Consider the following 26,570-nt stretch of genomic DNA (forward strand, 5'->3'; position numbering starts at 1 on the left):
TGCCTTGTTAGCGAAAAAGAAGATTTGTTGGACGGGTTACCTAATGCTGGATGTACCGACCCGTTTTCGATTGAATATGAATTCGATATAATACAGTCGGGGGGGCGTAGGCGGCTCTGTCGTTTCGGATGGGCTCCATTCAGCTACCGGTGTTTCATCGTCAAATAGGGGAGGCTGGCGGATTCCCAATCGTTGCAACATCCACAACCGCTCGTCGCCGGTTAGCTCTTCGGCAGTTCCCTGAATAACCACACTGCGCCATAGCGTTGAGGATACTATCTCATCAACCTCAAAACATACAGTTGGATTTTGGCCAATCAAGCGTGTTTTAGTTCCCTCACGCGTGTGCATATACACAAACTGGCCATCATACAGATAAGTGACCGGAACCAGCGAAATTTCATCATTGGCTGCACAAGCTAACCGACCAAACCACTGACTTGTAAGCAGGTGCTGAATCACTTCATCGGTTAAATAGCCAAGCATCGATTACCAGATACGGTAGCGGTTTTTGAAAAAAGCAGGGCTATATAGCCATGTCCTGTATCGGCTGCCACCGTATAAGCAAAGATGGGGGCCAGGGCTGATCCTGGCTCTGAGTAAGGTCAGCTTTTTGGATGATGAATGTCAGGGAACAATCCCAGGTGCCCGGCTAACTTGTGGGCAAATTCCATCATAGACTTACCCACCATGAAAACCCTTGTTTTTGCGACTGATTTTTCCGCCAATGCGCACCGAGCCGCTCGATTTGCGGGTCAGTTAGCCTACGACCTGAAGGCAACCCTGATTTTAGTCCATGCCTATCATCTCTGGCCGGATAATCCAGCCAAAACGGGTGATTTCCCGCTATCCGTAAAGGCCATGCACGATAACAGCGAAACGAAATTACATAAGTTAGCAGGCGAACTCCGCGAACTAGTAGGCCCAACGGTCGCCATCCGCTGTCAGGCGCAGGAAGGCCATACCATGAATGCCATCCGTTTGGTGACGAAAACCGAGCAGGCCGATCTGCTGATTATGTCGACGGTAGGCACTGCACCGCAGAGTGCGCAACGATTCGGGAGTATGGCTACGGGCATGGTTGCCGAGACGGAGGTACCGCTATTGCTTATTCCGCCGGGCATTAGCTATGCAGGCTTAAAAAATGCCGTGCTATGTATTGACCTGACTGAGCCACCCAATGCTTTGACTCTTGATCAGACGTTGCAGTTCGCCAAATCGGTTGGCTGCGTACTGAACATATTGTGTATCAACGACAAACCCGGCGATGCCAACATCCATGAGCAGGCTGAACACCTGCGTCGGCTGCTGAGCCAGCAACCGCATACGCTCACCATCGAAACCGGCAGGGAGCTTTATGATACGATTCTGACCTTTGCGCACACCAATAAAGCAGACCTGATTATGATGCTGCCCCAAACCCGAAGCTGGTTCTGGAAACTACTTCATGAGGGCGAAACCCAGCGCCTGGCTCGCCTGACTGATATTCCGTTACTGGCCATAGTCTGAAATCTGTTGCTGCTTATCTACTATGACCATCGCGTTTTTTAGTTGCCATCCTTACGAACAGCCTTTTCTTGAAGCGGCTAATGCCAATCACCGCCACCAGCTAACCTTTTTGCCCCAGCTACTCACGCCCGAAACGGTACACCTGGCAGCCAGTCATGATGCCATTTGTGTATTTGTCAACGACCAGCTTACTGGCCCCACGCTGCAACGGCTGGCCAGTGAGGGTATTCGGCTGGTGGCTCTACGCTGTACGGGTTATAATCAGGTCGATATTCCGACGGCCAGGCAGTTAGGTATTCGTATTCTGCGCGTACCGACTTACTCGCCCCATTCGGTGGCCGAGCACGCCGTGGCGCTGCTGATGGCGCTGAACCGGAAAACGCATCTGGCGTATCAGCGCACCCGAAAAAATAATTTTACGCTCGATGGGTTGATGGGGTTTGACCTTTACGGCAAGCGGGTAGGCGTTATTGGTACCGGCAAAATCGGGATGATGTTTTCCCGGATTATGCTGGGTTTTGGTTGTCACGTATTGGCGTACGATAAAGTTCGCTCGGCCATCCTGCAACAGCTTGGGGTAGAATATCTGCCGATGGAGGATGTACTGGCCTCGTCGGATATTATTTCGTTGCATTGTCCGCTGACGCCCGAAACCCATCATCTTATCAATGAGGCTTCGTTGGCCCAGATGAAACCAGGTGCCTATTTGATCAATACCAGTCGGGGCGGATTAATGGATGCCCGCGCCGTAGTAGAAGCCCTGAAAAGCGGTCAGCTGGGCGCCCTGGGTATGGATGTATACGAGCTGGAAGACGATTTCTTTTTTGCCGACTGGTCCGGTCAGGAACTTCCCGACGCCGAGCTGAATACACTGACACATCTACCAAACGTACTGGTCACCTCGCACCAGTTTTTTTTCACCGCCGAGGCTATGGAGCAAATTGCTCACACGACACTCAATAACCTAACCTATCTGGAACAGCAACGCTTACCGGACGATTGCCTGGTAGTTGGTTAAGTAAGGGGGTAGTGCGTTGTCGATAACCAGTCTGGGTTACCTGGGCTGGTTATTTATCTTTTCCCGAATAGACGGCCCGATGAATACAACTCTATTGACCCAGACAGAACCCGATTTATCTACCTTTTGGGCCTTATCGGCTGATCAGGTACTGGTGCGGCTACAGACAACCGAATCAGGATTGAGCACTCCACAAGCGGAGCTGGTTCGGCAAATTGCAGGACCGAATCAACTCCAGGCCCCGCAAAAAGGCTCGGCCATTGGTTTGTTCTTGAGTCAGTTCAAAAGCCCGATTTCGATCATTCTGCTGGCGGCTGAAACACTCTCGTTCTTTCTCCACGATACGACCGATGCCGTCATTATTTTCGTCATTATCTTGCTGAGTGGCCTGCTTGGTTTCTGGCAGGAAAAAGGGGCGTCTGACGCTATGCAGCGGTTGCTTTCCCTGGTGGGGGTGAAAGCAACGGTCTGGCGCAATGGGCAGGAAACCGATCTTCCCGTTGAAGACGTTGTTGCAGGCGATGTGGTGAGCCTGCGAGCGGGCGACCTAGTGCCTGCCGACAGCTATCTGCTAGCGTCCAATGAACTGTTTGTCAATGAAGCAACCCTGACGGGGGAAACCTATCCGGTTGATAAACAACCCAGCGTACTGGCAACCGATACGCCCATTGCCAAACGGCAGAATGCCCTGTTCATGGGTTCGCACGTAGTGAGTGGTAGTGGCCGGGTTGTGGTCGTGCAAACGGGCGCACGTACAGAGCTGGGACGGATCGCGCAACGGATCAGCCAGACTCCGCCCGAAACCGATTTTGAGCGGGGTATCCGGCAGTTTGGTTATCTGCTCATGGAAATTACGCTGGTGCTGGTCATCCTGATTTTCGCCATCAATGTTGGCTTGCACAAACCCGTTTTAACCGCGTTTCTGTTTTCACTGGCTATTGCCGTTGGCCTGACGCCCCAGTTACTACCGGCTATTATCAGCATTAATCTGGCTAAAGGAGCTAGTCGCATGGCACAGCAGCAGGTGATTGTTAAACGATTATCGGCCATTGAAAACATCGGCAGCATGAACGTGCTCTGTTCCGACAAAACGGGTACGCTCACCGAAGGTAGTGTCCGGGTGGATCGTATTATGGACGTTTGGGAAAAGCCTTCCGGGCAGGCGCAATTGCTGGCTAAACTAAACGCGCAGCTTCAGCAGGGGTTTCGGAATGCCATCGATGAGGCTATTCTGGCGTTTGACACCACCGATGTATCGGCTTATCCGCGTGTAGACGAAATACCGTACGATTTCATTCGTAAACGGCTGACCATCCTGACCGAAATTGATGGACAGACAGTCATGAGTACGAAAGGTGCTGTTCAGAACATACTGGAAATCTGTACGTTTGTGGATCGGGGAACGGAAGCGCCGATTCCGCTGACCGAGGTGCGGGCGCAGATTGAGCAAACCTATCAAACGCTCAGTAGTCAGGGATTCCGAACGCTGGGGCTGGCCACCAAAAACACCAACGGCAAACGGGACATTGATAAGAGTGATGAATCCGACATGACGTTTCTGGGATTCATTACGCTGTTCGACCCGCCTAAAGCGGGTATCTCCGAAACCCTGGCGACGCTGACAGGATTGGGAATTCAACTCAAAATGATTACGGGCGATAATGCGCTTGTGGCCAGTTGCATAGCCGAACGCATGGGCATCGACTGCCCCGACGTGCTGACAGGTGCTGCGCTGCGACAACTCTCTCCCGAAGCACTCCGCCAAAAAGTAGTGGATACGCCTGTGTTCGCCGAGGTCGAACCCAATCAGAAAGAAAGCATCATTCTGGCTTTACAGAAAGCGGGTTTCGTGGTGGGTTACATGGGCGACGGTATTAACGACGCCAGTGCCCTGCATGCATCCGACGTAGGCATTTCGGTCGATTCGGCGGTGGATGTCGCCAAAGAATCGGCTGATATTGTTCTGCTGCAACAAAACCTGAATGTGCTGATCGACGGCATTCGCGAAGGTCGCCGGACGTTTGCCAATACGCTCAAGTACATCTTTATGGCCACCAGCGCCAACTTCGGCAATATGTTCAGCATGGCGGGGGCATCGCTGTTTTTACCGTTTCTTCCGTTGTTGCCCACCCAGATTCTGCTCACCAATTTACTGACCGATCTGCCCGAAATGACCATTGGTTCGGACAACGTCGAGCCTGAAGCCATAGCCAAACCTGCCCGTTGGGATCTGCCCTTTATTCGGCACTTTATGCTGACGTTCGGGCCGCTCAGTTCGGTTTTTGATTACCTGAGTTTCGGACTCTTGCTCTGGGTATTCCATGCCAACGAACACTTGTTTCAAACGGGTTGGTTTGTCGAGTCGGTTCTTTCAGCTTCCATCATCGTGCTGGTCGTTCGTACCCGTCAGGCGTTTTATCGGACCAGGCCGAGTAAGTGGCTGATGATGGCTACCGGCTTCGTTGTACTGGTGGTGTTGCTGTTGCCGCTCTCACCACTGGCTTCCGTTTTTGGTTTTAGCCCATTACCTCTATCTCTGTATGGAGCCATCCTGGGTATTGTGGGTACCTATGTCGTAGCGGCAGAGGGGCTTAAGCACTGGTTTTACCGAACGTACGCAAGCGGACCAGCGCGATAGGTAGTTAAGGCCATCAGACAGATATAGCTTCGGTCGATAAGGGTATCGTCTGGGGTAGCGAATACAGTTTCTCATAGTATTCTATCGCCATCCGGTCCGAGTCAAATTGGGGTGATACGTTGAGAATACCAGCTTTCTGGATGCGTAACCACTGCGCGGGTTGCTCGTAGTACATCGGTAAAATAACCGTTTCCAATAGCGTAAACAGATTGTCGGCGTCAAAAGCATCCTGCTCATGGGCGGGCCAGGTGGGGTCGGCTTCGGGCAGGACAAAGCTGTTGAGGCCGGGACGAGCGAACTCTGGTATCCAGCCGTCGTTGGTTGAACAGTTGATGGCTCCGTTCATGGCCGCTGTCATACCACTGGTACCAGAGGCTTCGCGGGTGAGCCGGGGCGTATTCAGCCACAGATCGGCCCCCTGTTTCAGCAGTTTCGACAGGTGCATCTCGTAGCCCACCAGCACTGAGCTGTTGACATAGTTTTTGGACACATGCACCAGCCGGTCGAAGGTGCCGATGCTGGCATAATCGAAGGGGTAGGGTTTCCCCGCCCAGATAAGCTGCACCGGATAGCGGGAGTTGGTCATTAACCGGTCGAAGCGGGCTGAGTCTGACAGTAGCAGATCGGCGCGTTTATAGCCCGCAAACCGACGCGCCCACACCATCGTAAACACGGCCGGGTCGTAGAGATCGCCGGTCTGGTTGGCTACTTCGTCAAACAGGCATTGCTTCGCCGTTTTTTTATGAGCGATCAGTGTGGCATCATCGTCGTTAGCCGCTGCCGTATACAAGGCCGAATTTCCCCAGAATGCCTGATTCTGCGCGTTAGTAATGGCAATAATAGGCGCCAGATCAGGGTAACCCTGCCAGAGCTGTTTGCTCACCTCCTGATGTTTTTTCGAAACGGCATTGGCACGGCCAGACAGGCGCAAGGCACCCAGCGCCCAGTTGAACGTATCGTCAGCTATACCCGTCAGTTGCCGTACTTCGGTTAGGGGCAGGTAATTAAAAAAGCCCATTCGGTCCAGTAATCGAATGTCGCTTCGGGGGTTACCCGCTTCCTCAGGCGTATGCGTCGTGAACACCAGCCGCTGCCGAACGGCCTCCCGACTTCCCAATTGCTGGTACAGATAAAACGCCAGGGGCAACGGGTGACTTTCGTTCATGTGGTATACATCCGGCGTCAGATTCAATTGCTCCAGGAGTTTGGCCCCACCAATACCCAGCAGAATGCTCGACGCAATGCGGGTTTCGGGGTTGGCATCGTAAAGTTTATGGCAGATGGTCTGAGCCAGGTAATCGTTCTCCGGTAAGTCAGTTGACAGGAAATACATCGGTACCGTCCCGAAAACGGTCGGTGGCAGGTAGTAAGCCGTCACCCAGACGGGTGCATAATTGACCTGAATTTGAAATTTCAGCTGAGTAGGCTGAAGAAAACTGTACTGCTTTTCCAGAAAAAGCACGTCCATGGTCTGATCTGCCTTGCGGACCTGATCGTAATAACCGTATTTCCATAGAATTCCGATGGCTGTAATTGGCTGTTGCAAGTGGTAAGCACTGCGCATATGTGAACCGGCCAGAAAACCCAGCCCACCCGAATAGGTTTTAAGCGGCTGGGCTACGGCAAATTCCATCGAAAAATAAGCTACCTGACGGGTTGGTGGGGTTTTAGAAACAAGAGGAGTCATCAAGTGAGTGGTCGTAGATGGTCGTCGTTCAAAAATCGGTCATTCGCTCGATTAAGAATCTGAGTGCCCTCAGCCTTTTCATTGATTTTTGTTGGATGAATTGATTGGTAACGGTTTTTTGGCAGAATTTTCTCCATTGAATCAACTCGATTATGATAAGTTTTTGTGAAGAACGAATTCCGGCGGCTTACAAAATTCGGGGGGAGTCGTGCAGAATTTCTGGTCTGCACTGTTTTTATTGTCTTTAAACGTTCCGTTTGTTTAATTTCATCTATCCGGTCGTCAGCCTCAGGCGTATCCGTCACGAGCAAACTCAATCACATGGAACACCATCCAGCAGGTAACCACTCAAAACCAGCCTTTACCGACCCTAAAGAAGCCCACGATAGCCAGCAACATCATGCAAATATGGCCCATATGCATCACGAACATATGGCTACAGGGCTATCAAGGCATAATAGGCATGGAGAACATGAGCACCAAGCCATGATTACCGATTTTCTGCGCCGGTTCTGGGTATGTGTTGTTTTATCATTGCCTGTTGTGGCTTTGTCAATGATGTTTCAACAGCTGGTTGGTTATCATCTTGATTTTGCCTATCGGGAGTGGATCGTTCTGGTACTGGCAACAATCATTTATGGATACGGTGGTTGGCCATTCCTGACCGGACTGGTGAGTGAACTGCGTCCTCATCAGGCCGGCCCTCCCCGACCGGGTATGATGACTCTAGTTGCTGTCGCCATCACGACTGCCTACGTGTATAGTGTCGTTGTATCGCTCGGGTGGTTACGCGGTACCGAACGCGGCCCGATGGATTTCTTTTGGGAACTGGCCACCCTGATCGACATCATGCTGCTGGGCCATTACCTGGAAATGAAGTCGGTGGCTGGGGCCTCGCACTCACTGGAGTTGATTGTACAAATGCTTCCCTCCATGGCTCATAAGGTTGATGGCAATACGCTAAACGATTCAAATGTCAGTATGTTAGTTACCGGTGATAGGGTATTGATTCGGCCCGGCGAGCGCATCCCTGTCGATGGAGAGGTTATGGAGGGAAGTAGTGCCGTAAATGAGAGTATGCTAACGGGCGAGAGTGTACCCGTACAAAAATCTGCGCGAAGTACGGTCATTGCCGGGTCGGTCAACGGAGAAGGGTCGCTTACCGTTCGAGTCACCCGTAAAGGTGAGGATAGCTATCTCCATAAAGTGATCCACATGGTACAGGAAGCACAGAACACTAAATCACAAACCCAAACGCTGGCCGACCGGGCAGCGGGTTGGTTAACCATTCTGTCGCTTTCCGGTGGTTTTTTTACCCTAATAGCCTGGCTCTGGACTGGTCATGATGTCGCTTTTGCGGTTGAACGGATGGTTACGGTCATGGTCACAGCCTGTCCGCACGCGCTGGGCGTAGCTATCCCCCTGGTGGTAGCCATATCAACGGCTATTTCCGCCCAGAAAGGCTTGCTCATTCGGAATCGTACCGCTTTCGAAGAAGCCCGAAAAATTACAGCAATCGTTTTTGATAAAACGGGGACACTAACCAAAGGCGAGTTTGGGGTTACCCGCATTAAGGCGCTAACGAACACCACCGATGAAGCCACGTTACTCCGTATGACGGCTGCTGTAGAGCAACACTCTCAACATCCCATTGCGCAAGGCATCGTTCGCGAAGCCCGAAAACGCGGAGCCATTATACCTGCTGTCCAGCACTTTCAGTCTATAACCGGCAAGGGCGTTTCGGCCACCGTAAATGATCGACAGGTTGTGGTTGTCAGTCCCGGTTATCTGAAAGAAAAAAACATTGGCCTACCTTCCGATGCGTTCACGAGTGGAGCCGAAACGGTTGTGTTTGTGTTGATCGATAACCAACTCATGGGTTATATCGCCCTAGCCGATGCGATTCGTGAGGATGCTAAAGGGGCTGTCCAGCGGTTGCAGTCCTCAGGGATCAACGTGTACATGGCTACCGGCGATAATCAGAAAGTAGCCGAGGCCGTTGCCCAGGAATTGGGTTTGGATAAGGTTTATGCCAACGTACTGCCCGATCAGAAAGTAAACCTTGTGAAAGACCTGCAGCAGCAGGGGCAGTTTGTCGCCATGACAGGCGACGGTGTTAACGACGCCCCAGCCCTAGCCCAGGCGGACGTGGGCATTGCCGTCGGATCAGGTACCGACGTAGCCGCCGAAACGGCCGATATCATTTTGGTCACCAGCAACCCAACTGACATCACCAACCTGGTTGATTTTGGAAAAGCGACCTATAGTAAGATGATTCAGAACTTACTTTGGGCAACGGGCTACAATGTAGTGACTATTCCGTTGGCGGCTGGCGTACTGTATCCGAACTTCCTATTAAGTCCGACCATCGGGGCACTATTGATGAGCGTTAGTACCGTTGTTGTCGCCTTCAATGCCCAGTTGTTACGTCGGCAACTTACCTAAAAGCCGAATCAGTCTTATTTTCAGTATAGGAGATAGTCCCGCATCAATAGTTCACGACATGGTTACTCCGTAATCGTAGGCCAATAAAAATGAACCAGGCTGCAAACAGACAGTCTGAAACAAAACCAATAGTTGGTCCAACCAACCAGGGGTAGGCATTCAGGAAATCAAATACGCCAGTGATAAATCCCAGATACGTGGCTGGCTGGCCGATGCTCGTGTTTTTCAGGCCAAAACTTACCAGTATGGTGGCGATACCCAGTAGAATAAACGCGGCATGCATTCCACCATAGTAGATACTGAGGATTAGTTTTTGACTTTCAGCCGACAGCGAAATATCGTAAACTGGATAAACCAATCGTCCCTGAATAACAACCAGAAAAATAAACAGGGGGATAACTGTAGCCAACAGTCCACAGCCTACTATGGCTTTGATTGGATCCGACTCGTTTAGCAGTTTAAACAAGACAATGAGCGCCGGAATAAGCGAGATTGTTGCAAAAAACAATAACTCATTGGATAAGGCTATCTTAAATCGGCCGTCAGCTAACCAGTTGAGAAGGGCACTAGTCGATGAAGGCACATTGGGCAGTGAGAATAGAAAGAGACATCGGATAAAGAAGAGGACACCGGCGATGATGAACGCAAGTCCCCCGAACCGGAAAAGCTTTAGTGTTCGTTGATCCACAGGTTTTGCGTTTAGTAATCTATCAACTGAGTTTGAAATTGCCAATCAGTACCATTTATGCCGTTATAATAGCTTTGACTACCTTGTTAACTTGACCAGATCCGAATCAGTCGAACCATTAGTAGTGGCAAAAACCCGGCTCCCACAATCAGCAGCAACGCCTTGGGATCGAGTGGTTGAATGGCCAGCACATCATGAATCAATGGTACGTAATAGGTAAATAACAGAATACCGATGCACAGCAACAGAGCGAGCCAGACGTATCGGTTTCGGGTAATCTCATTGACAAAAAACGACGCCTGTTTGCCCGAATACATGTTAAATACGTGCAGCAGTTGCACCCACGATACCATGTAGAACGTCAGTGTACGACTTTGCGCTTCTGTATACCCCCACTGCCAGCGTGAATAGACGTACGTACCCAAGACTGCCAATGTCATGAGCAGGGCGTAACGCACCACTCGGCCCCAGTCGGAGCGGCTGAGCAGTGGATGGTTCGGCGAACGCGGGGGGCGTTGCATCAGCACCCGATTCTCCCGACCAATACCCAGCGCCAGCGCCGGAAAGACATCGGTAACGATATTGACGAACAGAATTTGCAAGGGGAGAAGCGGACTGGACAGACCGGCCAGTTCGGCCAAAGCCATCACAAAAATTTCGCTCAGGTTACAGGATAGCAGAAAGATGACGAACTTACGGATGTTCTCGAAAATCACCCGGCCTTGACCGATGGCCCGCACGATGGACGCAAACGAATCGTCCTTGAGAACCAGGTCGGCGGCTTCGGCGGCTACGGGTGTACCCCGCAGGCCCATCGCGATGCCGATATCCGCTTTTTTGAGGGCGGGAGCGTCATTGACCCCATCGCCGGTCATGCCGACGACATTGCCCTGCCGTTGGTAGAAGTCGATAAGCGCCAGTTTTTGAGCTGGGCTAACCCGGGCAAACACCCGGCAGGTCAGTAGTCGGGTCTGCTCATCGGGCGTAAACTGATCGAAGGCACCGAGGTCTTTACCCGTCATCACCAGCGAATCATCCGGCTCAATAAGGGCTACCTGCCGGGCAATCGTCAGCGCCGTGGCGGGATGGTCGCCCGTGGCCATTATGACCCGAATGCCCGCCTTTCGGCATGCTATCAGCGCATCCGTAACGGACAATCGGGGTGGGTCCAGAAAGCCGATTAGGCCAACAAAAAGAAGCTCTTGCTGGGCGAAGGTATCCAGGTCGGGCTGATCGGTTGTTTCGTAGTACGCAAATGCCAGCGTTCGTAACCCTGCCTGCGCCATCGTTTCGGCGCGTTGGTGCTGACGTTTTCGCTGCTCGATGGTCAGCGCAACGCAGCGATCCAGTACCTCTTCCAGTGCTCCTTTGACCACTACCAGATACCCGTTCTCCGACCGGTGCAGGGTTGCCATCATACGGGTGTCGGAACTGAATGCCTGTTCGGCCAGACGCGGATTCTGGTTACGAATTAAATCGGTCTGATAACCAGTTTGATGAGCAAATTTTAACAAGGCTACCTCAACCGGATCACCCAACTCACGGCTTTCCTCGTCCTGAATAGTTACCTCGGCATTGTTGCAGAGGACGCCCAACAGAATCAGTTGCTCGAAGGCATCAGTTTGATAGATAGAATTATCTGTTGACTGGCGAGGTGTTTTTTCTGTATTTTTGTCAATTTCAGCGTAGAGATCGGTTTGGTCGCCCAAAAGCTGAAGACTGAAAACATCAATGCGATTTTCGGTGAGTGTACCCGTTTTGTCGGTAAAAATAACATTGGTTCCCCCCAGCGTTTCAACGGCGGATAGTCGCTTGACCAGAACCTTTTTACGTGCCAGCCGTAGCATGCCGTAGGCGAGAGCCATCGTCGCCACTACCGACAGCCCCTCGGGAATGGCCGCGATAGCCAGCGCAACCGATGTTTCGAGCAGGGGGAGTAGCGCTTCCTGACGGAGCAGCCCAACCAGCACAAACAAGGCGGTAAGCCCCAGCGTAACGCCGATAAGGACTTTGGATAAGGCGTCGAGCTTTGCCTCCAGGGGCGTTGCTGTTTGCCGGGCCTTGCCCACCAGCTGTGCGATCTTGCCCAGTTCTGTTTGGCCGCCGATGGCCGTCACCACGGCTCGGCCGGTGCCGGCCGTAACGGCTGTGCCTTTGAAAAGCCGATTTGTCTGATCACTCAGGGGTGCGTCGGCGGGGGCAGATGTCGTTGTTTTGGCGACGGGTGACGATTCGCCCGTCAGCGTCGACTCGTCCAGTTCAAGCTGATGCACATCCAGCAGTTCCGCATCCGCCACAATAACGTCGCCGGCTTCAACCAGCAGCAGGTCGCCCATCGTAATTAGATCGGAGCGAATTTCCTGTACCTGCCCATCGCGGATCACACGGACTGGCGCTATGTCCAACTGGCGCAGGGCCTGCATCGACCGTCCCGCATGCCATTCCAGGATAAAACCGGTCAGCGTATTTATGACCAATACCGCCAGAATTGCCCAGCCTTCAGCCACATCGCCGAGGGCAAACGATAACCCGGCCGCTACAGCCAGCACCCAGACAATAAGGCTCCTGAATTGCCGAAGCAATACCGTCAACCAGCTTTCCGTCTTCTGTGTTTCCAGACGATTGGGTCCATGTTCCGCCAGGCGTTGCGCGGCTTCGGCTGTAGTCAGCCCCCGCTTCAGGTCTATATTGGGAAACTGTTGGGACAGGGTGGCGTTGAGCATAAACGAATATATCTAGAAGAAACTACAGCGGCATCTGCCACCAGTTGTACACATCCCGATAGACGCGTATGGCACCCGTTTCGTCTATATCCAGCACGTTATAGGTAATGATTATCGGAACCGGTTTAGGCAATGGAATCGTCTTCGGACTGGCCTGTTTGAGGCAACTGGTCAGGAAAGAAGCCTCGAAACGGGCTGTTACTAAGAGCTGATTGGCTAGTTCGACGGGTTTCTCTACGCGGATGCAACCGTGGCTCAACGCCCGGTTTCCGTTTGCAAATAACCCTCGCTGATTGGTATCGTGCAGGTAGATGTCGTATGGACTATTGACGCCAAATTTCATCACCCCCAGGGCATTGTCGCAGCCAGTCGATTGCCGCAACCAGTAAGGGAACGTTTGGGTGATACTGCCTGACCAGTTCACCGAATCGGGTGGTACGATACGTCCCCGCGCATCAATTACCTGTAAGTTCATATCGGCCAGCACAACTGCCGGATTCTTTCGAATTTTAGGAAGCAATTCCTTAACAGCAATTGAACGGGGCACATTCCAGTAGGGATAGGTAACGATGTTCGTAAGCTGTGCCGTGAAACTGGGCGTAGGCGTTTGGGCTTTACCGACAATCACTCGGCTCGTAAGCCGTGTAACGCCCTGCCGATCAACAACCCGCAAGGTTGCCGAAGGAATATTAACCAGTACGCGCTTATCTGCCGGAAAGCGGTTGAGCCAGCGGTAGGTGTTCAACGTCGTTTTCACCTGCTCGATGGTGAGTGAATCGGCCATGTAATCATCGATTAGGCAGCGCATACAGTACTCCTTTAATTGACGATAGTTGGGGTCGTGCGATTCCAGCGAATCCAGCAGCGGGCACCAGTCGGCACCATTCAGAAACTGCCGCATGAGCCGCCGAAGGCGGGTTGTATCCATCTGTTCGACCAGTCCCTGATAGCTGAGCCGCCGACTGGGCTTTCCGTAAATGATCTGGGTAAAATAGGCCTTCAGGCAGGTCGAATCAGGCGTATAACATAGACTATCGACACCAATCTCGCCCGCATACTGGCGTAAACGCACCCAGTCATCGCTGGACTGGCCGAGGCTTAAAAGAGGGAGTAGTAGAAACGCAATAAGCAAGTGACGCAGCATGCTGGTATGGGAATGAATAGCGTTGTAGGATCGCTCAAAATTGCTAACTATAAGATCATTTTTGACTGATAATCATCAGCTTATTAGCTGAACTCAATCAAGCCAGCGATTGATCAGCCTCATGGACTGGTGAGCCAGAGTAAGCCAACTTTGTTGTGCCAATCAGCTTCTAGTGGCTGTTCTACCATTCCTCTTAACGCTATGACTTTCGAACCTGCTTCCCAATTACTGGCCTTTGTGCTGCCAATGTCATTCCTGAAAGGTGATTTACTCTTCAGGCGAATCAACAACGAGCCAGAAGAGATTCGCCTGCCGGTAAAACCGACAGCTAAACCGCGCCATGTGGTTTCAACGGCTCAGCTTGCCAAAGGACTTTGGCGCGTGTACCTGAACTGGTCGGACAGTCGTGGGCAATACCACGACGAGAAAGAAATTCAGATTACCTGATTCGGTCTACTCCCTTTTTCGGCGGAAATTATGAGTACGTTCTTCTTCAACTACCTGTTCTGGATTGCCTATGGTGTTTCCAATCTGGCGGCTGTCCTGCTAATGATCGCCTGTTACAAACGGCCCGTCGTAGCTCGATTAGGCTTCGCTGTTCTGTTCGGCTGGGCCAGTTGGTTCAATGTCTCTACGGTTCTGGAAACGCCCTGGGTTTATACCGATTTTGCCGACTACGCCCTGCTAGGCTATCGCTGGTTTATTCTGGGGCCATTCCAGAAACTAGTTGCTCCAGTTGTGCTGGCCATTGCGCTGGGGCAGCTAATGATTGCGGCTTCGATGCCGCTGATGGGGCGATTTTTTAAGCTAGGCTGTTTGGGCGGATTGCTTTTCTCGGCTGCGATTTTGCCACTAGGTCTGGGTTCTGCCTTTCCGGCGATGGTGTTTATAGCTGTTGGTTTCTACCGACTGTATCAACATCCTGCCGATCGTCTACTCTGGAAGCGATCCTCTGGCCGGTCAACCCGTCAACTGAACCTTACATTGCATAACTAATTGAATCATACCGATGAGGATGAAAGCAAGGTTGACGTTCATTAAAATCATCCATACAGCTATATGGCTTTTTTTCAATGTCGTGATTTTCTATCTGCTGTATGCCGTGATCTGGGGTAAAATTGATGCATGGGTCTGGATTTGTATCGGTCTGATTGGGCTGGAAATGCTGACCTTACTTGGTTTTGGCTGGGTTTGTCCGGTCACTCTGCTGGCCAAACGCTATTCCACGTCCAGGCAGGAAAATTTCGACATCTATCTACCAAACTGGCTAGCCCGCTATAACAAGGAAATCTACTCGGTTCTTATGTTGATCGCCCTGATCATCCTCGGGTACCGGTTCATTCAGTCTCATTTTTAACTACACAACCATGAAAAAAATCCTCTTATTAACCGACTTTTCAGCAGCTTCCGAGCACGCTATTCATTTTGCCCAGGCGCTTTTTAGCGATGCGACCGCCCAGTTTTGTCTGGTCAACGCCTATCCGCTGGAGGCCGATACAACCTATAATACCGAGGTATTGGCGGAAACCTACCGGCAGTACGCGGAGGAAAATCTGAAGAAATTACTCCACACCATCCGCGGGGAATGTGTTCCCGCTTATCATTCGTACCGGGGCGAGATCATTCCGGGCTGGCCTGTAGGAGCGGTGGAGGCTATTCTGGCGAGTGAATCGTTTGATCTGGTTGTTGTAGGAGCTACTGGCAAAGGAAACAGCGAATGGATCGGTAGTGTAGCTACTGGGCTGATTCGACAGCTAAAAACGGCTGTGCTAGTCGTGCCTGCTACCGCTCCGATTCGGCCCCTTAGCAACATTGTACTGGCCAGCGATTATCAGCTTCGAGGGGAAACGGCAGTGCTCAAACCGCTGAATGAACTGGCGACATTTAAAAACACTCAATTAACCCTGCTAACGATTGAAGACCCAGATAATCGGGCCGCCTGGCCTTCCGTCAACGAGCAGGCTGAACTCCTGAGTTATTTCGATACAATAGAAACAGATGTCTATTGCATTCACGACGACGATGTGCTACATGGTATCAATTCGTATCTGGATACGCATACGGTGGATTTACTGGTTACTGTACCGCATCAGAAAGGCTGGCTGGAAGCACTGACGGGGCAGAGTGTAAGCCGCCATTTGGCGTATCGGCCCCGTGTGCCCCTACTAACGCTGTACGATGGTGTAGCAATCTACCCCGAGCCGGAAACAGAAACCAGTACACGAGGTGCCTGGCAGGAAGAATCCTAGACGGCCACAACGAATCGTTTTATTACCCACTTAAAAGTAATCCACTTTATAATGTTACCCACTACCATGAAAGCGGCCGTGGCCCGTGCCTATGGGCAGCCGCTGCAACTGGAGCAGGTTCCGGTTCCTACGGTTGTACCTGGACGAATTCTGGTCAAAGTCGCGGCCTGTGGCGTATGTCATACCGACCTGCACGCCATCAACGGCGACTGGCCCGTTAAAGCCACACTACCCCTGATTCCGGGGCATGAGGGCGTCGGCACGGTTGTCGCTGTCGGTGCAGGGGTAACCAGCGTGAAAGAAGGCGATCGCGTCGGTGTTCCCTGGCTGTACACGGCCTGCGGCCACTGCGAGCACTGTTTTTCGGGCTGGGAAACTCTCTGCGAAAACCAGCAGAATACTAGTTATTCGGTGCAGGGAAGCTACGCCGAATACGTACTCGCCGATCCAAATTACGTGGGTCATCTGCCCGATAACCTGCCCTTTGCCGAAGCCGCTCCCATTCTTTGTGCGGGTGTTACGGTCTACAAAGGCTTGAAAGAAACCGATACGAAACCGGGTGAATGGGTGGCTATTTCAGGCATTGGCGGGCTGGGTCACCTGGCGGTACAATACGCCAAAGCGATGGGCCTGCACGTAGCTGCGGTGGATATCAGCGAGGATAAGCTGGCGCTGGCCAAATCAGTGGGCGCTGAGTTAACCATCAATGCAGCTACCGAAGACCCGGTGGCCCGAATTCAGCAGGCGATTCACGGCGCTCATGGCGTACTGGTGACGGCCGTTTCGCGCCCGGCCTTTGCGCAGGCGGTGGGTATGCTACGTCGTCATGGCACATTGTCGCTGGTTGGGCTGCCACCCGGTGATTTTGACCTGAATATTTTCGATGTGGTGCTGGCTCGTAAAACCGTTCGGGGCTCGATTGTGGGTACCCGCCTGGATCTGGCCGAAAGTCTGGCGTTTGCCGCCGATGGGAAAGTGAAGGTGCACTACCACACCGACCGGCTGGAGAATATCAATCAGGTACTTACTGACATGGCCGCTGGACAGGTCAACGGGCGGGTGGTGCTGGAAGTCGCCTGACGATTAGCCATGAAGGCGGTTATAAATCAAATACGTGTGAATCGTATGAAACACGACAAAGACAAAGGCTATCGACAGAAAATACCAGCGATGAAACGGAATATTGCGGTAAAATGATTGACCAATCAGCCCAATACCAATTAACCAGATTAAGGGTGTATACGCTGGAGCCATAAATCCCCAAAGACTATGGCTCCAGCTACTTGTTGGGTAGTAGATCAAGGGTAACCAGGAAGCGAAATAGACCAGCAGCCCCGCCACATAGACAAACAGCCCCCTTTTTTGTATACCTGACACCATCCGAATGGGCATCAATAGGGTCAGTAGGAAAACAAGGGTCCGCGAGCTGTTTTCTCCATACGATAGCCAGGCTGGAAGGTTATGCCAGAATACGTCTGGCTGATAGGCTCCCGGCAGTTTATCGGTCAACAATGTATCCCAGATTAGTACAGGGATGGTTAGCAGAAAGCAATTTACCAAATAGGGTTTAATCGAAGCTAGGCTCATAGGTAAAAGGCTTGCTAACTACGATGATCGGTTAAAAAGTCGTCTACGGATCTTCGTAAGGAAACGGGCTTCGGATAATCCCTGACATAACCAATTCGGAGCAGGAACTGAATGGGTTGACTAATGCCTAGTTCGCCAGGTAACTGCTGACAGTAAGGGCCTTCTTCCAGCAACTGGGTCATTGGATGAAGGGCAATGCTCCGTTCCCGAAGCTGTACCCAAAGGCGTTGCAACCGCCTGCCCGCTTCCAGCAGCGCGGTCGGCGTTGAATCGGGACTGGTCAGTAACAGCCAGCCACCAGAATGGGCAACCTGCTCACTGACTCGCTTCAGCCCCTGCTCCCGAAAGCTTTTTTTGAGGACCGTTGCCGGGGTGAAAAAGTGACTGACCACCCAGCCACTAATGCCGGTTAGCTCAAGACCTGCCGTCGTTAATCCATCGCGATGGCTCTTGGCATCGGTCTCGCTGAACCGGATCCAGTTGGCTAATTCCTGCTGAGCCTGGTTCCGATAGGTCTGCTGTCGATTGGCGTCCAGGGTTTGTTCATTCAGCCTCCTCCAGTGCGGGTCATTTCGAGGTATATAAACGAAATGCTCTTTTTCGGAGGCCGTCAACGCCAGCATATCCTGGCCGGAAATCGCTTTGTCCAGAAAAGGAGCGCGCATGGTGCGCCTTTCCTGAAGTTTAGTAATGTCAAAATTAGCTACCTGTCCAGATTTAATGAGTTTCACGTCTAATACCTCCTCGTCTTGGTTCGACGTGGCCAGTAACGTCCATTGGCAATGATAGCCATAATAACCGGCGGCATAGTCCAGACTCTGACTGAAAGCACCTAGCGATAACATCGTTTCGCGTTGATTGGGATCGACGACGGGCAACCACCGGGAGGAATCATTCCCAATAATCCAGTGGTAGGGTTCGATGTACTCGATTTGCCAGGGCTGGGTATTGTGCCCGCTGGGCGCCAGCGCAGCCAGCGTTAATATGTCCCGTTCGTTTGGCTGAAGTACAATAGGATTTTTCTTGCTGATTGAAAAAAGGTTCGTATTCATCGGTCTGGATAGGGTGGTTTTCATGAATAGCAAACCGCCCGTAGCTGACAGAAAGGTTCTCCGATTCATGATGAGCCGTTTACAGTCGCATAATCAGGACCGACATCGATGCGTGATTCAGCACATCTTCGGCCACGCTGCCTTCAATCCAATGTCGCAGGCCGGTATGTCCGTGAGTAAATAGCACCACCAGATCGGCCTTCACTTTCTCGGCATACTGCAGAATACCATCGGGTACAGTTTTGTCGTGCTTAATTGTTAACTGATAGGGTGAAATTCCCTGCACCTGAGCGTAGTCTGCCATCCATTGCTGAATACCTTCCGGCTCACGGCTATCGGTGGGCGTTAGTACGTAGACAAACTGCTGGACTTGTTGGCTGGTGAGCAGAAACGGATAGGTATGAGGCTGCATTAGCTTTTCATCCAGGTCAATGCCGCAAATACTATGCTGGGGGTTGAAATGCATCAGCGGTTGCTTAACGACCAGCACGGGACAGCTAGCATGTCGGACAATCAGTTCTGCGTGGGACCCTTCCAGCCATTCCCGCAGGCCCGATGCGCCTTTTGATGCGAGCACGATCAGGTCAGCAGGTTGTTCAGTAATGCAACGAATTAACCCTTCGATATTGCTGCCTAACTTCTTTTTGATCGTGACGCCTGCATAGGCAGGATTAGCGGCCATTGTGCACAGGGCTTCTTTGGCCTCATTCCAAGCCTCCTGGTAGACAGGGTTCAGGTCATAGGTGAAACCGCCGACTGGATCGGGTATAGGGGCTAGCTCATTCAGTACAGTGTGCAGGAGAATAATTTCGGCCTGATAGGTACGTGCCAGACCGACAGCTACATCCAGCGCATAAGGGGTCATCGGGCTTAAATCGGTGGGAACCAGAATCGTTTTCATGAAGAGTAGTAGAGGTTTACTTGTTTCCTCAAAGGAAGCGGAAAGTCAGTTACTCATCCATGAGCCAATGCAGTTGGTAACCTGATAGAAATCAGGACAATAGCTGACCTGACTTCTTATTCCCCACCCGGCTTACCGCTAACTTTGAATTCAGCTGCGTAATAGGCCTCTTACTTATATACGAATCACCCTGGAACAGCTAGCTGACTCTTGTTAACCTCATTAACTTAATAAACACTATGAAAAAGTTAACGTATTTCCTCATTCTCCTAAGTTTATCGATCTCTCCTTTGTTTGCCCAGCAGGCCCAGGATTACAAAGGGCATTATATCAACGCGAAGGGCGATGTGTATTTTCAGGACGAAAAGGTTGGTTTGGTCACTAAACAGGGCATTATTCAGGATGCCAAAGGGAAAAAAGTAGCGTTTTTAAACTCTGATGGCACATTATCAGACGCTCAGGGAAAGAAACTGGGCAAAGTAGCCAAAAATGGAGAAGCCTATTATAACGCGAACGGAGAACTCATATTCACCGTCAAAGACAGAAAAGGGGAGACCTGCGACATTCTGGATGCGAAAGGGAACAAGATAGGTTCAGTTGATGATGGTCTAAAAGGATCAGCCTGTGCTTTGCATTGTCTGAGCAACGGATTGGATGTGCGCACCCACCAAAAACCAGTGGCGAAGAAAAAATAACCAGGTAATGTCTTGTCCTGATTGGTATCGGACCTTTTTCTGAACTATTTTGAAGGCTAGTTTCCACTAGTTCAGTTATTGTTGGCAGTTACCCTTTTCGTGAACGATAACGACTGAACTAGTTTATACGATTCTTCAACATACGTTACATCTTAAAGTCAGTTGAGTGCTTGGTTATTGGCGCAACAAATTGAATAGCTCAACATTAATAAAATGGGCTCCTAAGATGGCTTTAACGGTTACCCTTGTTTGTACTTGCCTAAGATCTGAATGTCCTGTAAAAATAGGATAAAATTTCAGGCAGGCCTATACATTTATTCAGAGGGTATTCTCCTAGGGTGGTAATTTTCATAAGGATTGCCGATCTCTATCTAGTAGGATAGAAGCCTGATCATCGGTAAATTTCATAATGGAAGAGTTTAAGCAATACCCAGAACTACTTAAACGGGTTAAACAACAGATTCAACAGGCTCAAGTTAAAGTAGCTACATCTGCCAATCAACAACTCTTACTGTCCTATTGGCAGGTGGGTAGTTTAATCCTGTTTTTTCAGCAACAACAAGGCTGGGGAGCCAAGTTAATTGATCGTCTTTCAGTTGACATTCACCAGGCGTTTCCGAGGGTTGATGGCTTTTCAACTCGTAACTTGGGCTACATGAAGAAATTTGTGTTGGCTAATCTGCCCTTAATTTTGCAACACCTTGTTGCAAAATTACATGAAACCTCTCAGGATACCGTAGATGCAGTCCCGATGTTAGACAATGCAGAAAACTTCGAGCAATTATTCTTATGTGACTGTAATCAATGACTATCTCCGAACCAAAGAGGATAATCCAACAATTGGTTTGCTCTTGTGCAAGGGCAACAACCAAGCCTTGGCTAAGTATGCTCTGGCAGGCATCACCAATCCCTTAAGTGTGGCCGATTATCAATTAACCAGAGCAGTCCCTGAGGATTTGAAATCGCAACTGCCTTCCATTGAAGATCTTGAACAGGAGTTGAAAAATAAAGGTGAGCGTCTGGATTAACAGACTCAAAATCTGGCTCTGAATCTATCCCGAGGGTTTTGTGAACGATTTTTGAGTAAAAAGGAAATATAGTTTTTTTAATGCTGTCAATCTTGAAAACGTGCTTCCTTAATAGCGGGCCTACTGTAAGCAGATTCTAAAACTGCCAGCCTTAGGCTGGTAGCGCTTTCCAGTAAATCGCCTATCCACTTTAGAACGCCTGATAGTATGACTGCTATTTTTAATTAGAAATTATGAATAGTGTTTGAATGTAAATGGAATTACTGAGAGTCCGAAATCCGGTAGATCAGCCGTTTCAACAGCAGTTCCTTCTTCTGTTGGAAGTGTCAATTGCGGTTCAGTACTCGTTTTAAACGCTAGTTTTTGATTACTTAGCACGTAGTCGCGCAATTCAACTTCATAATTAGCAAAGGCTGTTGGTAGATTTTCCTTATGTGAGGCCAATTCGCTAGATAGTACACACGCACCAACCATAGCTACTGAAGTGCTTTGACCAAGCGACAGCGATACGCTGTAACCCGCATCGCCAACTAACACGACGCGCCCTTTAGACCAGGTATCCATTATCGTTTGGTTCACCGAGTCGAAGTAGAAATTAGTTGAGGTCTGCATGAACTCTTTTAGTTTCAACATCATTCCCCCGACGTTAGCCGCCCGTTCTGCGATCAGCCGCTTTTGGGCATTAAGGTCCCTGTGATCATAGTCCAGTGGCTCACTGGAACTGAATCCTAAATACGCTCTGGCTTCACGGTCTCTCTCTTTAGCGATGCACACGGCTAGCGGAGTGCCTTCGTGTTGAAAAATCATTTCCCAATGGTCGAGCTCAAAATAATTCGGCATTGTAAATATCGCGACATAATGGCCAAGGTAACGGATGAACTGTTCGTCACTACCAAACACAATCTTTCGTACGTTTGACCGTATACCGTCGGCACCAATAACCAGATCAAAGCGCTGTGAAGCCGCATGGGAAAAGGTTACATCGACGCCTGTTTCATCCTGATCAAGCGTTACAATGGTGTCATCAAACATATAAGTTACCTGATCGCCAACGGCTTCAAAGAGGACATGACACAGGTCATCACGCAATATCTCAACATCAGGGCTGTCATGCCTGCCTCCAGTAAATGTTTGCTCGTAGTTGCTATATATCTCTTTCCCTGATATAGCCTCAACCACTGACATACCTTTCAGCTTAGTACTGTTGTTGCGAATCGAATCCAGTATTCCCATCCGTTCGGCTACTTCTAAGGCGGGCCCACGTACATCAACGGCCTGCCCCCCTGGACGGATATGGGAAGCGCGTTCTACAATCGTAACGGTAAAGCCATAGTTTGTTAGCCAATAAGCGGTGCTAAGTCCGGCAATACTTGCCCCCGAAATGAGCACATTGATTTTGTTTGCTGATTCCATGTTGTATACGAGTTTTTTGTCAATGCAAAGCAACATCGTATATGGGGGGGCAACAATAGCAATAACGGGCAAGTAGTGGACTATTCAGGGTTTCTGTTTCGAAACGTCAAGGCCGTTATTCCTGTGACCTTGGTAAAGAACCGTGAAAAATAAGGATAATCATCATAGCCCAATTCAGCTGCAATTTCTTTTACCGATCTATCAGAATGATATAATAAACGCTTGGCTTCTAAGATTACCCGTTGTTGGATGTGATATGAAACAGAATGACCCGTTGTGTTTTTGACACATTCGTTCAAATAATCTGTAGATATATTTAGTTTTTGAGCGTACGCAGTCGGTTTCTTGACGGTGGCATATTCACGTTCCAATGCTGATTTGAAGGCTTTGGTGATGAGTTCAAACCGTGAAAGTTTGTCTGCTGGCTTCGAGGTTTCTACGTATTGAGAAGCGACTAAAGCGACTAATGTGTTACAGCTGTCTTTTAGTAAGGAATGATATAATTTATCGTTGGTTCTTTCCGAGAGTTTTAGGCATAGAGATGCCGCTTCGGAGATAATGGAAAACGTTTCTTTCGTTAACGATAGGGGTTTTGCCGGTGCAATGTCAGCCAATACGTTAAGGTATTCAGGGTGTAGATTTTCAGTATTAATTACCCAAAAGCTGACCGTCACCTGTTCAAAAGTGATTACCCGATGCACTTGATGGGGATGAATATAGATAACCGACGATTGCTTTATGTCATATTTTTGAAAATCAATTTCTATCGAAATAGTCCCTTTTTCGGGCAAGAAGAATAAATGATAGTCATCCCGGTGTGATTGCTTGGCCTGCTTAAGAGTTCTTAATTCGGCTTGCCCGAAGGTACTTAACTCGTTAACCGAGGCTTTTCCAATGGCAATACCTGGACCGAACATGTCCGCCATTGGGTTTAAAGGAATGTGTTTGATTTTCTGACGCATCGTTTATCAATTCACGACACAATGATACTCTTTTTAAGGGGGTATACGGTCTTGCCCATGTTTGGAAGACCCAGTAGCTGAATTGCATTTCGATTTGCGGACATTCTGTCAAAAACAGGAAATACACCCAGCACTCCAGCTATACTGTCTAGTAAGAATCATAGTGCTGGTTAACTCCTACTGATGGTTGTATTTAAAGGTAATCTGGAGAAACAAACAACCCTTTATTGTCACAAGGCCCAAAGGACTTTCAGGCTATTCCCATAACTTCGATCAATCAACATTAATTATCTGTCAGTGACTATAAGATGCCTTTTAGATAGCTTGTTCCAAAACGAATCGGACGTCTAAATGAATGATTTTTGAGTATAATGGTGTATTGTTATAATAAATTAATAACTGTCAACTTTAGCCACTAGCATGTGGCTCGTTTAGGCCAATGGACTGATTACATGGGCTGGAGGGAAAAAATATAAACCCGGTCATCACGAACTTTACGGGTAATAATACCAGATTCTGTCAGCCACTTTAAGGATGAGTATACAGTGCCTCGACTAATGCTTGGATGTTCATTTCGCAGAAAACTCCAAAGAGAATCACCATCTATTCCATGTTCAAACTGACTAAGTGACAAAGCCACCACCTCTCGTTTTTTGGCCGGTCGGAAGCCATTCTGCCGGGCATAATCTCTAATTTTATCTACCAATTCTTGATCCATACGGGATTAAATATATGTGAAGGGGAGTACAACGCGTTCCTCTTCGAAAAATACCAATATCGATATGATGCCTGGGCTTCGCAACTTGGCCCCTATAAAGTCCCCTGGCGTTTTAGCGAGTTAAATGTCATCCTGCATCTGTAGCAGTCATACAGGTAATAACCACCCTTGCCGACCAATGAGGGTAAAACTTCACAAGTGTTAAGCGTAAGCAAGCGAAGCTCACTATATAGTCTGTCAACTATCGGATAGTCTATAAATCACGATTAGTTACCCTAGTCTACGTTAATCAAAAATAAGAGCAATGTTCATCTCTGTCTCAACAAATCGACGGTTGGCGGTCTTTTACCGACGAACGATAAGGGTTTTGGCTAAGTCTATTTCTGTAAACATTGTTACAAGTCGCTCAAAGTGAACGCGAGCTAAATCCATGATTACTTTTTCGAAGCCTATTCTCCAAGCCAAGGGGACCACTTGTCATGTGTTATTCTTCCTAAATTTAGCTGGCGATAAACCTTTCCCTTTCCCAAATAGACGGATAAAATATTTGGGATCTTCGAAACCCAGCCGAGTGGAAATCTCCTGAACGCTTAGATCGGTATAAACCAGTAAACGTTGGGCTTCGGTCAAAATCGACTGTTGGATATGGTAGGTAACTGAAAAGCCCGTCACGGACTTAACTGTATCATTCAGGTGGCTGGTCGACACATTCAACTGTTGGGCATAGGACGAAGGCTGCTTGCAAATTAGCACCTGCTGATTCAGTAATTGACGGAATTTTCGGGTCATTTCTAGATTTCGGGAGGAATAGTCCCGAATTCGGTCATTGAGTTGCACCTGGAAAATAGCGGCCACTCGGTAGATAAACCCATTGAGCAATGTCTGAACGAGCTTATGATGAAAAATGACCGTTTTGTTCTTATGCAGGGACTCATCAATTAGTATTAGCATGTTTCTGAACCATTCCTGCTCTCGTTCATCCAACGTTAATAAAGTTACGCTTGAGAGTGACTGTTCAAGTAAATTTCGAACTGTTTCATCAATCAGTTTGGCATCAAATCCCAGTATCCAGCCCTTACAGGGGGGAGCAGAGCCAACCTGATGAATTTGACCTGGATACGATAACAGGAAAGACGTTTTATTAATTGTTACGGGCTGAAAATCAATGCAAGTGGTTATGGTGCCCTCTTCGAGAAAAAAACAGGTGTAATGATCATGCCGGTGCGGATGAGCCAATTCGTCCTGATACTGTTGAAGCATCGGAAGCGGCAACTTGAACAGGGCTATCCCTTCCGAATGTTCATCCATTTGATAGACCAGTATCGGGTCTTTGGCCACAGATCGTAGTGGGTGATTATCGCCAAAATCCGTGTGCATAGATAGTCGTGTTATAATGAGTTCTGGTTTTCAGCTTTTTCCGCAATTCCCGAACCATGGGTATATAGCCCGCAATATAAATCGAACTGTACTCAATTAAATCTTTGTTACGTGTCCAGTTTTCTAAGGTATCCAAACTACTACTACTCCCTTCAGGTTGGCGAATAAACTCAAATTCCGGATTTTCATGGCGTAACTCAATTGGAATTTGGTAGTCATGTTGGAGAAATACGCCTATTTCCAGAGGATGCTCAACTGGGTCGGTCAACTGCTTTAATCCCAGCATATGGCCAAGCGCACTCCCATCAACCAGACCTAAAATCTTACCTGGTTTTGCGGGTAGGAGGGCGGCATGAGCAGGGCCTACAATGACCTGATCACCCGGCTGAACACGTTGAGCCCAGCGGCTACCCGCCCCGTTATGTCCGGTTTCAACATACAGCGTGCAGATTCCCTTTTCCGCTTCCTACCAGGCAGGGGTGTAATCGCGGTATTCAAATTCATCCACTTTGCACTTCAGCCGGGGTATCGTTTTCCATTTATCCATATCCACGGTCGGAAGGGATAAGTCAATTTCAACCATTGAAGCGGGATTCCATGTTCTGACGTCCAATACGTTGGCGTGTTCGGCCAATGTTTTTTCCATCAGCTTAAAGGCGGCTCTTTTTATGATATTTGCCATAGCTATTCATTAATTTGCCTGGCAAAAGTAACTGGCGAAGATCGGTGATTTGTC

At 49.5% G+C, this 26,570-nt stretch carries 26 protein-coding genes; 12 read left to right on the forward strand and 14 right to left on the reverse strand.

Annotated elements, in window-relative coordinates; translation table 11 throughout:
- Positions 1–36 precede the first annotated feature (36 nt).
- Positions 37–486, reverse strand: coding sequence for a pyridoxamine 5'-phosphate oxidase family protein (locus GO755_RS28045; protein ID WP_157588629.1), 450 nt, complete (start codon positions 484–486; stop codon positions 37–39).
- A gap of 204 nt (positions 487–690) precedes the next feature.
- On the opposite strand from GO755_RS28045, the gene GO755_RS28050 reads away from it, so the two are divergent.
- The 3 genes from GO755_RS28050 to mgtA all read left to right on the forward strand — a co-directional run bounded on the left by GO755_RS28050 (position 691) and on the right by mgtA (position 5,165).
- On the forward strand, positions 691–1,509 hold the full coding sequence (locus GO755_RS28050; RefSeq protein WP_157588630.1) for a universal stress protein: 819 nt from the start codon (positions 691–693) through the stop codon (positions 1,507–1,509).
- A gap of 22 nt (positions 1,510–1,531) precedes the next feature.
- Positions 1,532–2,527 (forward strand): 2-hydroxyacid dehydrogenase, encoded by a 996-nt coding sequence (locus tag GO755_RS28055; RefSeq protein ID WP_157588631.1) that lies wholly within the window; start codon positions 1,532–1,534, stop codon positions 2,525–2,527.
- 79 nt (positions 2,528–2,606) lie between these two features.
- Positions 2,607–5,165, forward strand: a complete 2,559-nt coding sequence (gene mgtA / locus GO755_RS28060; RefSeq protein ID WP_157588632.1) for a magnesium-translocating P-type ATPase — start codon at positions 2,607–2,609, stop codon at positions 5,163–5,165.
- A 13-nt stretch (positions 5,166–5,178) separates the two neighbouring features.
- On the opposite strand, the gene glgP is transcribed toward mgtA, so the two are convergent.
- Positions 5,179–6,852, reverse strand: a complete 1,674-nt coding sequence (gene glgP, locus GO755_RS28065; protein ID WP_157588633.1) for an alpha-glucan family phosphorylase — start codon at positions 6,850–6,852, stop codon at positions 5,179–5,181.
- Positions 6,853–7,173: 321 nt separating this feature from the next.
- Between glgP and GO755_RS28070 the strand changes: the two genes are divergently transcribed.
- On the forward strand, positions 7,174–9,297 hold the full coding sequence (locus GO755_RS28070) for a heavy metal translocating P-type ATPase (RefSeq protein WP_157588634.1): 2,124 nt from the start codon (positions 7,174–7,176) through the stop codon (positions 9,295–9,297).
- Between the two features lie 43 nt (positions 9,298–9,340).
- On the opposite strand, the gene GO755_RS28075 is transcribed toward GO755_RS28070, so the two are convergent.
- The 3 genes from GO755_RS28075 to GO755_RS28085 all read right to left on the reverse strand — a co-directional run bounded on the left by GO755_RS28075 (position 9,341) and on the right by GO755_RS28085 (position 13,852).
- Positions 9,341–9,985 carry a hypothetical protein gene (locus GO755_RS28075; protein WP_157588635.1) on the reverse strand — a complete coding sequence of 215 codons (645 nt, stop codon included), beginning with the start codon at positions 9,983–9,985 and terminating at the stop codon, positions 9,341–9,343.
- Positions 9,986–10,071: 86 nt separating this feature from the next.
- A complete protein-coding gene (locus GO755_RS28080) occupies positions 10,072–12,708 on the reverse strand; it encodes a cation-translocating P-type ATPase (protein ID WP_157588636.1) in 2,637 nt (878 codons plus the stop codon).
- A gap of 22 nt (positions 12,709–12,730) precedes the next feature.
- Complete coding sequence (locus GO755_RS28085) at positions 12,731–13,852, reverse strand: L,D-transpeptidase family protein (protein WP_157588637.1); 1,122 nt, start codon at positions 13,850–13,852, stop codon at positions 12,731–12,733.
- Positions 13,853–14,053: 201 nt separating this feature from the next.
- Between GO755_RS28085 and GO755_RS28090 the strand changes: the two genes are divergently transcribed.
- The 5 genes from GO755_RS28090 (at position 14,054) to adhP (ending at position 17,181) form a co-directional block, all read left to right on the forward strand.
- Entirely contained in the window at positions 14,054–14,299 is a 246-nt protein-coding gene (locus GO755_RS28090) for a hypothetical protein (RefSeq protein WP_157588638.1), read from the forward strand.
- Between the two features lie 30 nt (positions 14,300–14,329).
- Complete coding sequence (locus GO755_RS28095; RefSeq protein WP_157588639.1) at positions 14,330–14,848, forward strand: hypothetical protein; 519 nt, start codon at positions 14,330–14,332, stop codon at positions 14,846–14,848.
- Positions 14,849–14,867: 19 nt separating this feature from the next.
- Positions 14,868–15,209 carry a hypothetical protein gene (locus tag GO755_RS28100; RefSeq protein ID WP_227687115.1) on the forward strand — a complete coding sequence of 114 codons (342 nt, stop codon included), beginning with the start codon at positions 14,868–14,870 and terminating at the stop codon, positions 15,207–15,209.
- A 10-nt stretch (positions 15,210–15,219) separates the two neighbouring features.
- Positions 15,220–16,101: a universal stress protein gene (locus GO755_RS28105; RefSeq protein ID WP_157588641.1), complete on the forward strand. Its 882-nt coding sequence runs from the start codon at positions 15,220–15,222 to the stop codon at positions 16,099–16,101.
- A gap of 66 nt (positions 16,102–16,167) precedes the next feature.
- Positions 16,168–17,181 carry an alcohol dehydrogenase AdhP gene (gene adhP, locus GO755_RS28110; RefSeq protein WP_227687116.1) on the forward strand — a complete coding sequence of 338 codons (1,014 nt, stop codon included), beginning with the start codon at positions 16,168–16,170 and terminating at the stop codon, positions 17,179–17,181.
- 3 nt (positions 17,182–17,184) lie between these two features.
- On the opposite strand, the gene GO755_RS28115 is transcribed toward adhP, so the two are convergent.
- The 3 genes from GO755_RS28115 to GO755_RS28125 are packed head-to-tail and all read right to left on the reverse strand — an operon-like array spanning position 17,185 to position 19,641.
- The gene (locus GO755_RS28115) at positions 17,185–17,688 is read right to left on the reverse strand and encodes a hypothetical protein (protein ID WP_157588643.1); all 504 of its coding nucleotides are present in this window, start codon (positions 17,686–17,688) and stop codon (positions 17,185–17,187) included.
- Between the two features lie 14 nt (positions 17,689–17,702).
- Positions 17,703–18,809 carry an Acg family FMN-binding oxidoreductase gene (locus tag GO755_RS28120; protein WP_157588644.1) on the reverse strand — a complete coding sequence of 369 codons (1,107 nt, stop codon included), beginning with the start codon at positions 18,807–18,809 and terminating at the stop codon, positions 17,703–17,705.
- A gap of 10 nt (positions 18,810–18,819) precedes the next feature.
- On the reverse strand, positions 18,820–19,641 hold the full coding sequence (locus GO755_RS28125; RefSeq protein ID WP_157588645.1) for a universal stress protein: 822 nt from the start codon (positions 19,639–19,641) through the stop codon (positions 18,820–18,822).
- Positions 19,642–19,880: 239 nt separating this feature from the next.
- On the opposite strand from GO755_RS28125, the gene GO755_RS28130 reads away from it, so the two are divergent.
- The 3 genes from GO755_RS28130 to GO755_RS28140 all read left to right on the forward strand — a co-directional run bounded on the left by GO755_RS28130 (position 19,881) and on the right by GO755_RS28140 (position 21,364).
- Positions 19,881–20,336 (forward strand): 5-fold beta-flower protein, encoded by a 456-nt coding sequence (locus tag GO755_RS28130; RefSeq protein ID WP_157588646.1) that lies wholly within the window; start codon positions 19,881–19,883, stop codon positions 20,334–20,336.
- 409 nt (positions 20,337–20,745) lie between these two features.
- On the forward strand, positions 20,746–21,144 hold the full coding sequence (locus GO755_RS28135) for a DUF1016 N-terminal domain-containing protein (RefSeq protein ID WP_157588647.1): 399 nt from the start codon (positions 20,746–20,748) through the stop codon (positions 21,142–21,144).
- Entirely contained in the window at positions 21,128–21,364 is a 237-nt protein-coding gene (locus GO755_RS28140) for a PDDEXK nuclease domain-containing protein (RefSeq protein WP_198174957.1), read from the forward strand. Before GO755_RS28135 ends, GO755_RS28140 begins: the two co-directional genes overlap by 17 nt.
- A gap of 231 nt (positions 21,365–21,595) precedes the next feature.
- Here GO755_RS28140 and GO755_RS28145 read toward each other — a convergent pair whose 3' ends face one another.
- From GO755_RS28145 to GO755_RS41020, 6 genes are all read right to left on the reverse strand, one after another.
- Positions 21,596–22,777 (reverse strand): FAD-dependent monooxygenase, encoded by a 1,182-nt coding sequence (locus GO755_RS28145; RefSeq protein ID WP_157588649.1) that lies wholly within the window; start codon positions 22,775–22,777, stop codon positions 21,596–21,598.
- An 80-nt stretch (positions 22,778–22,857) separates the two neighbouring features.
- Entirely contained in the window at positions 22,858–23,739 is an 882-nt protein-coding gene (locus GO755_RS28150; protein ID WP_157588650.1) for a helix-turn-helix domain-containing protein, read from the reverse strand.
- Positions 23,740–24,187: 448 nt separating this feature from the next.
- Positions 24,188–24,457 carry a transcriptional repressor gene (locus GO755_RS28155; protein WP_157588651.1) on the reverse strand — a complete coding sequence of 90 codons (270 nt, stop codon included), beginning with the start codon at positions 24,455–24,457 and terminating at the stop codon, positions 24,188–24,190.
- 477 nt (positions 24,458–24,934) lie between these two features.
- The gene (locus GO755_RS28160) at positions 24,935–25,834 is read right to left on the reverse strand and encodes an AraC family transcriptional regulator (RefSeq protein WP_157588652.1); all 900 of its coding nucleotides are present in this window, start codon (positions 25,832–25,834) and stop codon (positions 24,935–24,937) included.
- A complete protein-coding gene (locus GO755_RS41015) occupies positions 25,812–26,120 on the reverse strand; it encodes a hypothetical protein (protein ID WP_198174958.1) in 309 nt (102 codons plus the stop codon). Before GO755_RS41015 ends, GO755_RS28160 begins: the two co-directional genes overlap by 23 nt.
- A 180-nt stretch (positions 26,121–26,300) precedes the next feature.
- Positions 26,301–26,516: a hypothetical protein gene (locus tag GO755_RS41020; protein ID WP_198174959.1), complete on the reverse strand. Its 216-nt coding sequence runs from the start codon at positions 26,514–26,516 to the stop codon at positions 26,301–26,303.
- Between the last annotated feature and the right edge of the window lie 54 nt (positions 26,517–26,570).

This window comes from Spirosoma arboris, from assembly GCF_009754945.1.
Lineage (GTDB): Bacteria > Bacteroidota > Bacteroidia > Cytophagales > Spirosomataceae > Spirosoma > Spirosoma arboris.